This is a genomic window from Azospirillum brasilense (assembly GCF_007827815.1).
GTDB classification, from domain to species: domain Bacteria; phylum Pseudomonadota; class Alphaproteobacteria; order Azospirillales; family Azospirillaceae; genus Azospirillum; species Azospirillum brasilense_C.
The window spans coordinates 121,267-132,570 of record NZ_VITH01000010.1; the positions used below are offsets into that span (position 1 = coordinate 121,267).

Genomic DNA, 11,304 nt, shown 5'->3' on the forward strand with positions numbered 1-11,304 from the left:
GGGCCGTCCCTTCGGGGCCGACAGTCGCCGCGGGCCATCCGGTGCGCGGCGTTCATTGCTGATTTTCTCTCGACAACGTCCCTTTTTGGAGCACCACAGCATGGTCAGTGAGAAGGATACACCGGGCGGCAAGGCGAAGCCGGACACGGCGGTCGCCCCGGTCTCCACCCCGGCTCCGGAGGCCGTGACGGCCGCCCCCGAAACCGCCCCCCACAGCGCCAACACGTCCGAAACCGCCCCGGCCGCTCCGGCCGCTCCGGCCTCCACCGAGGCGCAGGCGGCGGAGATCATCCGCAAGCATGTGCTGCTGTCCGCCGCCGCGGGCGTCATCCCGCTGAACTTCGTCGACACGGCGGCGCTCGCCGTCGTCCAGCTCCGCCTGCTCAAGGAGCTGTCGGAACTGCACGGCGTCGATTTCCGCGGCGACATCGGCCGCTCCGCGGTCGGCGCGCTGTTCGCCACGGTCGCTCCGACCGCCCTGGCCGGCGGCCTGCTCGGCTCGATGGCGTTCAACATGGCCCTGCGCTCGGTGCCGGTGATCGGCACGGTGACGCGGCTGGCCACCCAGCCGGCCTTCAACAGCGCCTTCACCTACGCGCTGGGCAAGGTCTTCCAGCAGCACTTCGCCTCGGGCGGCACCTTCCTGACCTTCCAGCCGGAAAAGGTGAAGACCTATTTCCGCGAGAAGTTCGAGGAGGCCCGCCGCCGCAAGGGCGCGGCGCCGGAGGCGGCCCAGGCCGTGGCCTGACCGCGGCACCCGGGCCCCACCGAAGACCGGGAGGACGGGCGGGGACGTCTCCGCGCTGCCCCGCCCCCCTCCGGGCGCCTTCACCCTTCCGCCCTGCTCCTCCTTCCAAGGCCGGACGCGCATGCCTCTTGTCCTCGTCATGCTCTATCTCGTCGCCTGTCTGGTGTGCGCCGTCATGGGCCGCAACACGACGATCGGCTTCATCGGCCATTTCCTGCTGGCCTTCTTCCTGACCCCGCCGGTGAACTTCGTGATCCAGGCGGTGGGGCGTCCCAGCACGCGGGAACGTGAGAAGATACTGACGACGAGACCGCGATGACCACTCTGGATCCGTCCGCCGGGGACGGCCTCGCCCGCGCGCCGTTGCCGCAGCGCGCCGGCCTCTGGCTGAAACGGCGCAGCGTGTCGATCTACGCGCTGACGCTGACCCTGATCCTCGGTTTTCTCGCCATCGCCCCCGCCGTCTTCGTCGAGGTTCCCTCCGGCCATGTCGGCGTGCTGTGGCTGCGCTTCTTCGGCGGCACGGTCACCGACCGGGTCTACAGCGAGGGCACCCACCTGATCTTCCCGTGGGACCGGGTGACGATGTACGACGTGCGCCTGCGCACCGACACCCGCACCTACGAGGCGGTGGCGGCCAACGGCATGTCGATGACGGTGACCGTGGCCCTGCGCTACCGCGTCAACCCGCCCGCCGCCGGTCTGCTCCACAAGCTGGCCGGTGACGATTACGCGGAAAAGCTGGTGCATCCGGAGATCGCCAGCCTCGTCTACGAATTCGTGTCGAAGCACAATCCGGAGAATTTCTATTCGATCAACCGGGCGGACATCCAAGGCTTCCTGTTGACCGAGGCACGCCGCCAATTCCCGGCGCCGCCGACCGATCTGCAAGCGCTGAAGCTGCCTCCGGGCGCGATCGCCGACGATTACAGCTCCGTAATGATCCGGGTGGAGGACGTGCTGGTGGCCGGGGTCAGTTTCCCGCCGCTGGTCCGCCAAGCCATCGACCGCAAGATCGAGCAGCAACAGATCATGGAGGAATACGACTTCCGCATCGCCCGCGAGGCCAAGGAGCGCGACCGCAAGCGGATCGAGGCGGAAGGCGTGCGCGACTTCCAGGACATCGTCGCCCGCAACATCACGCCGGAGTATCTGCGCCTGCGCGGCATCGAGGCGACGCGGGCCTTCGCCACCTCCTCGAACGCCAAGACCATCATCATCGGCGGGCGCGACGGCCTGCCGGTCATCTTGAACACCGGCGACGACGCCAAGTCGGGAGCGGGAGCGTCGGGAACGGGAGCGTCGGGAACGGCGGCCGGGACCGCAGCCCCTCACGAAACCGCCGCGAAGGAGCCGGATGGCCTCGCCGGCCGCCTGTCCACCCTGGACGAGCCGCCGCCGGAGAACAGCGCGCCGGAGACCCCGCCGGACGCCGCCGGGCGCTGAGGCCCGGCGGGACCGCCGTCGCCAGGGAGGCCGGCTACTCGGCGGCCTCGGCGAGGGTCCGGGCGAAATCGCGCTCCAGCTCGTCGAGCAGGCGGACCACCTCCGCCGACGCCCGCTTCATCTCGCCGGCGTGGCGCTCGGCCTCCAAGCGGTTGCCGGCCTGGAGGGCGAGCAGCGTCTCACGGCCCGATTCATGGACGGTGCGGTGCGGCGTCGCCATGCCCTTGTAGGTCGACAGGCGCATCGTCCGGGGATCGTTCACGCTGTCGTACCAGCGACCGAGGCGGCAGGAGTGGTGGGTCGACAGATCGGCCGGCAGAAGCGTGCGCTGGCCGCCCACCGCCTCCATGATTTTGTCCACGAAGGCGAGATGGTCCTGCTTGGCGAGACGAACCAGTTCGCCCACCCCATCGCGGCTCATGCGGTCCACCTCCTCGCGGCCGATCTTGCGCTCGTCGAAGCGGATGTGCAGCCGGTTGGCGTGCCGCGCCACCACCGAACCGCGCAGCGACAGCTTGTAGCCGGGAAGCGACACGGTGACCTGCCCGCCGCTGGGCGCCGCGCCCTTCGTCTCGGCGTAGCAGCCGCATTCCGAGATGTCGCGGACCAGGGCCGGCGTCTGGTCCACGCTGCCGTCGAGCAGCACCGGACGGCGGCGCGTGTGGCGCCGGTTCGCCAGATCGGAGGAGGTGCGGATGGCCCGCGCCAGCAGGGACGGCAGGGTGTCCAGCGCCTCCTGCATGCGGTTGGCGCTTTCACCGACCGTGTAGGCCACGGTGGTGGCGCGCTCGGTCTCGCCGCCGACCTCGGTCATCCGGCTGGCGATGCCGCGGAAGATGCCGGCGACCTCGCCGATGTTGCGGGCGATCTCGCGCGAGGCGGAGGACTGCTCCTCCACCGCCGCGGCGATCGAGGAATTGATCTCCTGCATGGTGGTGATGGTGGTGGCCACCCCGTCCATGCCGGTGATCGCCTGCTCGGCCACCGCCTGGATGGCGCCGACCTTGGCGGCGATCTCGTCCGCCGCCTTGGCCGACTGCCCGGCGAGGTTTTTCACCTCGGTCGCCACCACGGCGAAGCCCTTGCCGGCTTCCCCGGCCCGCGCCGCCTCGATGGTCGCGTTCAGCGCCAGCAGGTTGGTCTGTCCGGCGATGGCGCGGATGATGTTCAGGATGCCGCCGATCTCCTGCGCCGCGGTGCTGAGCTGCGCCATGATCTGGCGGGCCTCGCCGCTCTTCTCCACCGCCTCGCCGGCGATCCGGGACGCGCCGCTGACCTGCACCGAGATTTCGCCGACCGCGGCCTGGAGTTGCTCCGCCCCCGCGGCGACCGTCTGGGCGGCGTCCAGGGCCTCCGCCGTGTCGGCCGACGTGCCGGTGATGCTGTCCTTCACGGACGCGCAGACGCTGTCCAGGTCACCGACCGTGCGGCGCAGGTCGGCGGTGTAGCTGGCGACGCTGTCCACCACGTCGTTGGCCTCGTGGTCGATGGAATCGACCATCGCGTCCACCGCCTGGAGCCGCTCGTCGATCAGCCGGTCCCAGTAGACGGACAGGGCGGCGTCCAGGTCCATCAGCACCGCCGAGACCACGGCGCGCTGCATGGTCACGATGGAGCCGAGACGGCCGCCGGTCAGCAGCGTTCCGCCCATGCTCTGCGCCAGGGCGGCCATGATCTCGCCCAGGATGAAGGCGTAGCCGCCGACGTACCAGCTCGGGCTCAGCCCGATGCGGTGATGGGCGATGCCGACGGCGCGCACCGATTCCTTGTAGCTGTCGTCGAAGCGGCCCTCGAACAGGCGGGTCCAGTGCGCGATCTGGGCGCGTTTGGCCCCCTCGACCTGCGCCGGGTTGGCGAACAGGCGGGCCAGTTCGGGCTGCGACAACGTGCGGGCGTAGAAGCGGTCCAGAATCCCCGGCAGAGCACGGGCGATGATCGGCGACGCCTGCTGCAGACTGCTGACCGCCTCCTGTCCCAGATCGAAATAGGCGGTCTTGGCGACATCCAGGGCGTGAAGGGAATCCGGCATGGTGAATGTTTGTATTCTGTAATGAAGGAACACCAACCGATAACATTTCCGCCACACCGAAGGTATCGTTAAAAGGATTACGCATGCGGCATGCTGTCCCACTTCATGATTAACAGATGGTTTATTTAGTACACTGCCGAAATGGATCGCAGTGAATAAGCCTGACGTTACAACAGCTTTCCTCCAAATGGGCACTCGGCGCCGCAACAACACCTTCACATTGCATCGCCGTGGCACGTCCAGCGGTTGACAAAACCATTTGTTACAAATGCGCGACAAAGGTTACCAATGCCGCCGCCCCGCTGCCGCCGGGGCGATCCGACGGTATTTCAAGGAGTTTTCGGCCGATGAACCCCCTCCGGACGCTCAGCCTCGCCACCAAGCTGACCATTCTGTGCACGCTCGGCCTGATCGCCCTGTCGGGCGCGCTGACCTACGCGACGATCGTCAAGGTCACCGCCAGCATCGGGAAGGACGCGGCGGAGCGGAGGGAGCAGGCAATCACCAACTTCCGGATGCTGCTCGACCAGAAAGGGTCGGAGTACCGGCTCAAGGACGGGGCGCTCTACATCGACGACGTCAAGCTGGACGGCGCGAACGACATCGTCGACACCGTCCGCAGCGTGACCGGCGGCGTGGCCACCATCTTCCGCGGCGACACCCGCGTGGCGACCAACATCCACAACCCGGACGGCAGCCGGGCCGTCGGGACGAAGCTCGCCCGCGGTCCGGTCTACAGCGCCGTCATCGACGGCAAGGAACCGTTCCGCGGCGAGGCCGACATCCTGGGCGAGGCCTATTTCACCGCCTACGACCCGATCATCGACCAGAGCGGCGAGGTCATCGGTGTCCTGTTCGTCGGCCTGAAGAAGAGCGTCGCCCTGGGCGTTCTGGAGGAGGTGGTGCCCAACATCATCCAGGTGGCGGCGGTCATCACCATCGGCATGGCCCTGGTGATGCTGCTGGTGGTCCGGCGCCAGTTCCGCACGCTGGACCAGATCCGCGGCACCATGTTCCAGCTGGCGGACGAACATTACGAGGTGGCGGTGCCCGGCCTGGACCGCCAGGACGAGATCGGCGCCATGGCCAAGACCGTCGAAATCTTCCGTCTGAAGGGGATCGACAACCAGCGCCTGCGCGAGGCGCAGGAGCGCGAACGCCGCGAGGCCGAGGCCGCCAAGATCGCCGCACTGGAATCCATGGCCCGCACCGTGGAGCAGGAGACCCGCACCGCCGTGGACCGCGTCGCCGAACGCTCCGTCTCGATGGACAGCAACGCCCAGGCGATGGCCAGCTCGGCCGAGACCGTCTCCGCCAATTCGCAGAGCGTGGCGGCGGCGGCGGAGCAGGCGCTGGGCAACGCCCAGGCCGTGGCGGCGGCGACCGATCAGCTCACCGCCTCCATCGCCGAGATCACCGGTCAGGTCACCTTCGCCAGCCAGATTTCCCGCCGCGCCGTGGAAAGCGGCCGCAAGACCGAGGACGTGGTGCTCTCCCTGTCCGAGGCCATCGGCCACATCGGGGAGGTCGCCACCTTCATCCAGGACATCGCCAGCCAGACCAACCTCCTGGCGCTCAACGCAACCATCGAGGCGGCGCGCGCCGGGGAAGCCGGCAAGGGCTTCGCCGTGGTCGCCCAGGAGGTGAAGAACCTCGCCACCCAGACCTCCAAGTCGGCGGAGGAGATTTCCCGCCAGATCACCGACCTGCAGAGCATGACCGCCGGGGCCGTCGACGCGGTGCAGGACATCGGGCGGACCATCACCGAGATCGACGGGGTCGCCAGCAGCATCGCCAGCGCCATGGACGAGCAGGGCGCGGCGACCAGCGAAATCTCCCGCAACGTTGGCCAGACCGCCGCCGCGGCGCAGGAGGTGTCGTCCCGCATCGCCCATGTGTCGGAAGAGGCGGCGGTGACCGGCAGCCGCGCCGACGAGGTCCGCCGCGTGGCGTCCGACGTGGCGGGGAGCATCGACCATCTCCGCGAGATGCTGGTCCGCGCCGTGCGCACCGCGACGCCGGAGGTGGACCGCCGCCGCGCCCCGCGTTTCGAGGTCGACCTGCCCTGCACCATCGCCGGGGCGGGAGGATCGCTGACGGGCCGGCTCGCCAACCTGTCCGAGGGCGGCGCCACCATTCGCGGCTTGGACCGGTCGCAGGTCGGCGGCCGCGGCGTGCTGACCATCCCCGGCTGCGCCGTTTCCCTTCCCTTTGTGGTGCTGGGCGGCAAGGAGCAGGATTTGCATATCCGGTTCGAACTGACGCCGGACATCGCCGACCGCTTCGCCGCGGACGTCCAACGCCTCACCACCGGCCTGCACCCGCTTCCGGCGGTCGCCTGAGTCGGATCATCGGGCCAAGCCTGCCGCCGTTCCGGCAGGCTTGGCCAAGGAGGCCCGGGCGCTAGGGCAGTTGCGCGAGCGGGCTGCCGAGCGCGCGCAGTTCGCGCGCGTGCATCTGCAGGCCGGGCAGCCATTTGGCGGCGAAGGCCCGGACGTCCGGATCGGTCCCGCCCTGGGATTGGGCGTTGAACAGGGCGATCGACACGTCGTGCTCGGCGATCTGCTGCTGCAGATACTGCCGGTCGAACGCGGCGCCCTGAAGCGAGGCCAGCGCGTCGGCGACCGCCTGACGACCGGGATCCGGGTCGGTGGGAGGCGTGACGCCCTTGGCTTGGGCCAGCCGGGCGAGTTCCTGGTTGGCCTGGGTGTGGTCGGCGGCGATGCGCCGGCCGAGGTCGCGCACGGTGGCGCTGGACGCCTGCCGCTGGGCCAGCGTGCCCATCGCCACCTCGCCGAAGCCGCCATAGGCCGCCTGGGTCAGGAAGGACTGATCCGCCACCGTCAGCGTCGATGAGGCGCCCGACCCGGCGCTTCCCACCTGGGACGATGAGGCCCCGGAACTTCCCAACGGCGGCACGAGGCCCGGCTCGCTCGAACAGGCGGCGAGCGTGAGGATGGACAGGGCAGCAAGGGCCGCGGTTCGCAACATCGGCATTCCGACCTCCCGATCTACAATCTTGCGTTGGGACACACCGGTCCCCCAACAGCCTCCTGTTCTCCTTGTGCCTGGCGATGAGCGTTTTTACGGGTCCCCTGCCCACAAGCGCAGGTTGACCAATGCCATCCTCATAGGATGGACCGCAAGGAGGCGGACGGCCCTGTCCGGACGGGCGTGCCCTTGCGGCTGGGCGCCGGGACCGGGAGGGGGCGTTGCCCCTCCCGGTCACGCGGCACGTATCCTCGCGGACGCGTCAGCTGTTCTTCTTCAGGAAGGCAATCAGGTCCTTGCGGGCCTGCTCGTTCTTCACGCCGGCAAAGGCCATCTTGTTGCCGGGCACGGCGGCCTTCGGATCGGTCAGGTACTTGTCGAGATTGGCCTCGTCCCAGGTCAGGCCGGCGCCCTTCATCGCATCGGAATACTTGAAGCTCTCGATGGAGCCCGACGGGCGGCCGACGACACCGTGCAGGTTCGGGCCGACGCGGTTCGGGCCGCCGGCCTCGATGGTGTGGCAGGCCTTGCACTGGTTGAACACCTTCTCGCCCGCATCGGCATCCTGCGCCGAGGCGATGCCGGGAAGGGCGGCGAACAGGCCAAAGGCCAGCACGGCAACACTACGCTTCATTGCACTATCCTTGATTGTCTGTGCCCAAAAGACAGGCACGGCCACCCAAGCTCCACAGGACACCCTGTGCTGATCGCTTCGCCACAATCAATATTCATCGGTTCGGTGCGCGGCGGCCGCCGGTCCGTTACTTGGCCTCGATCATGACAAGCGGCTTGGAAAACCGACCGCCCCTCGGCCGGCGTTTTAATCCCGCGATGCTGGCATGCACAATGCCGGGTATGGGCCGAGAGGAGGCCCTGCGACAAAATGCCCGACTCTTTGCGAAAATTTTTCGGGATTAAAATTTGCGGTCACTTCAACCGGCAATGCACCAGCGTCGTTCCGGTGGTGTTGGCCTTCTCGATGTCGGTGTCGCGCAGATCGGCACCCGACAGGTTGCAGTTGGTCAGGTCCGCCCCGGCCAACCGCGCGCCCCGCAGGTCGGCGCCGCGGATGTCGCTGTCGGCCAGCTGGGCGTTGCGCAGATTGGTCGGCCACATCCGTCCGGTGGGCTGGCCGTTGGCCGCCAGCAGCTCGATGGCGCGCATCACCGCGTTGCGCATCATGGCGCGGGTCAGATCGCAGCCCTCGAAGCTGGCTCCGGACAGTTCCGAATTCTCGAAGCAGGCTTCGCGCATGCGGCAGCCGGGGAACTGGGCGATCTGCAACTTGCAGTCGCGGAAGCTCGCCCGCGTGAAGTCGCAATTGCGGAAGATCGCCCCGCTCAGGTCGCAGCCGTCGAAATCGGTCCCGACGAAGGCCCCGTCCGACACGTCGAACCGCTTGCCCTGCTTGCCGTTGCTGTTGATCCAGCGGACATGGCCCTCCAGCCCCTCCCGGATCTCCGGCGGAAAGTCGGACTGGTCGCGGTGATAGATGGCCCCCGTCATTCGCGCCTCCGCCCAATCGGCGGTGGCCATGGCGACGTTGCGCAATTCGGCGTCGCGCAGATCGCACCCCTGGAAGGTCGCGCCGGCGACGGCGGCGTTGTTCAGGATGGCGCCCTTCAGCTTCGCCATGCTGAAATCGGCGCCGCGCAGGTCGGCGCCGCTGAGGTTGGCGCCGAACAGGGCGGCGTTGCTGAAGTCCGCCCCCTCCAGGTTGGCGCGGGTCAGGTTGGCGTTGGTCAGATCGGCGTCGGTGAAGTTCGCGTTGACCAGCACGGCTTCGCGAAGCTCCGCCTCCTGCCGGGCCTTGCGCCGGTCCTTCCACAGAACGAGCTGGCCGGGGCGGAGGTCCGCCCGCTCGAACAGGGTGTTGCGCAAGCACGCCTTGGTGAAGTTCGCCCCGCGCATGTCCGCCCCGACCAGCGAGGCCTCCCGCAGGTCGGCGGACACGAAGCTGGCGCCGAACAGATCCGCCCCATCGAAATTGCAGCGCTGAAGAACGCTGCGCCGGAAATTCGCTCCGGTCAGGATGGCGTCCGACAGGACCAGACCCGACAGGTCGAAGCCGGTCAGGTCCGCCGCTTTCAATTGGAGACGCAGACCGTTCGGGCGCGCGCTCAGATAGAGCCTGTGGGCTCTGATGGCCTGCGCGAGATCCTCCAGGCTCAGGTCCGCCCCATCGCCCGGCCCGCTTGTCGGGGCAATGCTCATCCCGGTCCTCAGCACCCCTTGGTCGAGTCCACGCGCGCCCCGTGGACAGTGGCAAGATTACGCATAAAATTACTTGCAAAATTGTTAAGAAGCCTGCACACCGCCACATGGCAGCCGCGCGTTCGTACGGATTTTCCAGTCAACGCCAAGCAATGACGACCTGAACGCGGCCAATCGGCGCTATTCCATAACGTGGCTAAGGAATAGGACTGCCCTCTTTTGGGGTGCGCTCACTCTATTGGGCATAACCTGTAGGGGGTATTTGACCTTTTCTCCCTTAATTGCCTCACCCCTCCGTGCTACTCGTCCCGGTCAGCTTCGCCGGCATCCGACGCCTCTGCTCGGGTTCCGGCGGCGGGCAGGACGGCACGCCTCGTCGACGCCGTTCCCGCTCCGCAGCCGGCAGAACGACAAGAGGGAAAAGGGATGACCAACCCGATCAACAGGTCACCACGGGCCGTGGCGGACGGGACCGCCGCCGCCGAAGCCACCCCCGTCCGGGTCCTGGTCGTCGAGGATGAGACGATCGTCGCCATGTATCTGACCGATATGTTGGAGGAGTTGTCCTACGAGGTGTGCGGCGTCGCCGCCAACGCCGCCGACGCGCTGAAGATCGCGGAGCGGGAGCGCCCCGCCCTGGCCCTGGTGGACATCGGCCTCGCCGGCCCGCAGGACGGCATCGAGACCGCGCAGGCTCTGCGCGAGCGCTTCGCCGTGGGCAGCATCTTCATGTCCGGGGCCAGCGACCCCGTCCTGCTGGAGCGCGCCCGCGCCGCCGGCTCACACGGCTTCATCCAGAAGCCTTATGACGAGCGCCAGCTGAAGACCCTGCTGAACAACGCCGCCCCCCGGCATTAGCCCCCACCGCCTTCCGCTTGCCGTCCCATGGCTGCGCCGCTCCGGCGCGCGGCCATTCCGGCGTTCCGCCGGGCGCGCGCCAACCCTGCGCGAGAGGACATCCGAGACACAGGCCTGGACTTCTTAGGGACCATCGCGTCATGACGATGACGGACGCTCACGACCGGCTTTCTCCCCAGCTTCTCCTGCGCGCGCTGCGCCAGTTCCGCAAGGGCGACTTCTCCGTGCGCCTGCCGCTGGACCTGGATGGGCTGGACGGCGAGATCGCCGCCGCCTTCAACGACGTGGTGGAGATGAACGAAGCCCTGGTGGAGGACGTCGGCCGGGTCAGCGTCGCCATCGGGAAGGAGGGGCGCATCGGCCAGCGCGTCCGCCTGCCCACCGCCTCGGGCGGCTGGGGCGCCTGCGTGGACAGCGTCAACGCCATGGTCGCCGACCTGACGCAGCCGACCCAGGAGATGGCCCGCGTCATCGGCGCGGTCGCCAAGGGCGACCTGTCGCAGTCCATGCCGCTGGAGGTCGACGGGCGCCCGCTGCAGGGCGAGTTCCGGCAGACCGCCCGCACGGTCAACCGGATGGTCGAGCAGCTCGTCACCGTGACGGCGGAGCTGACGCGGGTCGCCCGCGAGGTCGGCATCGAGGGCAAGCTGGGCGAGCAGGCCCAGGTCAAGGACGTCGCCGGCACCTGGAAGGACCTCACCGACAACGTCAACCTGATGGCCGCCAACCTGACGGCCCAGGTCCGCAACATCGCCGACGTCACCACGGCGGTGGCGAAGGGCGACCTGTCGCGCAAGATCACCGTCGACGTGAAGGGTGAGATCCGCGAGCTGAAGGACACCATCAACACGATGGTCGACCAGCTCAACAGCTTCGCCTCGGAAGTCACCCGCGTGGCGCGCGAGGTCGGCAGCGAGGGCAAACTGGGCGGTCAGGCCCAGGTGAAGGGCGTCGCCGGCACCTGGAAGGACCTCACCGACAACGTCAACCTGCTGACCGGCAACCTGACCAATCAGGT

The 11,304-nt window shown here is 68.2% G+C and carries 10 protein-coding genes; 6 read left to right on the plus strand and 4 right to left on the minus strand.

Annotated features, from left to right (window positions below; translation table 11 throughout):
• The first annotated feature begins 100 nt into the window (after positions 1-100).
• The 3 genes from FBZ83_RS20845 (at position 101) to FBZ83_RS20855 (ending at position 2,194) form a co-directional block, all read left to right on the plus strand.
• On the plus strand, positions 101-748 hold the full coding sequence (locus FBZ83_RS20845) for a YcjF family protein (protein WP_145687877.1): 648 nt from the start codon (positions 101-103) through the stop codon (positions 746-748).
• Between the two features lie 121 nt (positions 749-869).
• Entirely contained in the window at positions 870-1,067 is a 198-nt protein-coding gene (locus FBZ83_RS20850) for a hypothetical protein (RefSeq protein ID WP_145687880.1), read from the plus strand.
• Positions 1,064-2,194, plus strand: a complete 1,131-nt coding sequence (locus FBZ83_RS20855; RefSeq protein WP_145687883.1) for a prohibitin family protein — start codon at positions 1,064-1,066, stop codon at positions 2,192-2,194. Before FBZ83_RS20850 ends, FBZ83_RS20855 begins: the two co-directional genes overlap by 4 nt.
• A gap of 34 nt (positions 2,195-2,228) precedes the next feature.
• Here the strand turns inward: FBZ83_RS20855 and FBZ83_RS20860 are convergent, their stop codons facing one another.
• Positions 2,229-4,223, minus strand: a complete 1,995-nt coding sequence (locus FBZ83_RS20860) for a protoglobin domain-containing protein (RefSeq protein WP_145687886.1) — start codon at positions 4,221-4,223, stop codon at positions 2,229-2,231.
• A 347-nt stretch (positions 4,224-4,570) separates the two neighbouring features.
• On the opposite strand from FBZ83_RS20860, the gene FBZ83_RS20865 reads away from it, so the two are divergent.
• Positions 4,571-6,565, plus strand: coding sequence for a methyl-accepting chemotaxis protein (locus FBZ83_RS20865; RefSeq protein WP_145687888.1), 1,995 nt, complete (start codon positions 4,571-4,573; stop codon positions 6,563-6,565).
• A gap of 61 nt (positions 6,566-6,626) precedes the next feature.
• On the opposite strand, the gene FBZ83_RS20870 is transcribed toward FBZ83_RS20865, so the two are convergent.
• The 3 genes from FBZ83_RS20870 to FBZ83_RS20880 form a co-directional block, all read right to left on the minus strand.
• Complete coding sequence (locus FBZ83_RS20870; RefSeq protein WP_145687891.1) at positions 6,627-7,220, minus strand: DUF4142 domain-containing protein; 594 nt, start codon at positions 7,218-7,220, stop codon at positions 6,627-6,629.
• Positions 7,221-7,476: 256 nt separating this feature from the next.
• Complete coding sequence (locus FBZ83_RS20875) at positions 7,477-7,848, minus strand: c-type cytochrome (protein WP_145687893.1); 372 nt, start codon at positions 7,846-7,848, stop codon at positions 7,477-7,479.
• 293 nt (positions 7,849-8,141) lie between these two features.
• Positions 8,142-9,428, minus strand: a complete 1,287-nt coding sequence (locus tag FBZ83_RS20880; RefSeq protein WP_145687896.1) for a pentapeptide repeat-containing protein — start codon at positions 9,426-9,428, stop codon at positions 8,142-8,144.
• A 426-nt stretch (positions 9,429-9,854) separates the two neighbouring features.
• On the opposite strand from FBZ83_RS20880, the gene FBZ83_RS20885 reads away from it, so the two are divergent.
• Positions 9,855-10,286 carry a response regulator gene (locus FBZ83_RS20885; RefSeq protein WP_145687897.1) on the plus strand — a complete coding sequence of 144 codons (432 nt, stop codon included), beginning with the start codon at positions 9,855-9,857 and terminating at the stop codon, positions 10,284-10,286.
• Positions 10,287-10,426: 140 nt separating this feature from the next.
• Positions 10,427-11,304: HAMP domain-containing protein (locus FBZ83_RS32015; protein ID WP_247888419.1), on the plus strand; the 878-nt coding region annotated here is incomplete at its 3' end.

Bases quoted from the DNA above. Each gene is read 5' to 3' on its own strand.
- FBZ83_RS20845 (WP_145687877.1), top strand. From the start codon at position 101: ATGGTCAGTGAGAAGGATACACCGGGCGGCAAGGCGAAGCCGGACACG.
- FBZ83_RS20850 (WP_145687880.1), top strand. From the start codon at position 870: ATGCCTCTTGTCCTCGTCATGCTCTATCTCGTCGCCTGTCTGGTGTGC.
- FBZ83_RS20855 (WP_145687883.1), top strand. From the start codon at position 1,064: ATGACCACTCTGGATCCGTCCGCCGGGGACGGCCTCGCCCGCGCGCCG.
- FBZ83_RS20860 (WP_145687886.1), bottom strand. From the start codon at position 4,223: ATGCCGGATTCCCTTCACGCCCTGGATGTCGCCAAGACCGCCTATTTC.
- FBZ83_RS20865 (WP_145687888.1), top strand. From the start codon at position 4,571: ATGAACCCCCTCCGGACGCTCAGCCTCGCCACCAAGCTGACCATTCTG.
- FBZ83_RS20870 (WP_145687891.1), bottom strand. From the start codon at position 7,220: ATGCCGATGTTGCGAACCGCGGCCCTTGCTGCCCTGTCCATCCTCACG.
- FBZ83_RS20875 (WP_145687893.1), bottom strand. From the start codon at position 7,848: ATGAAGCGTAGTGTTGCCGTGCTGGCCTTTGGCCTGTTCGCCGCCCTT.
- FBZ83_RS20880 (WP_145687896.1), bottom strand. From the start codon at position 9,428: ATGAGCATTGCCCCGACAAGCGGGCCGGGCGATGGGGCGGACCTGAGC.
- FBZ83_RS20885 (WP_145687897.1), top strand. From the start codon at position 9,855: ATGACCAACCCGATCAACAGGTCACCACGGGCCGTGGCGGACGGGACC.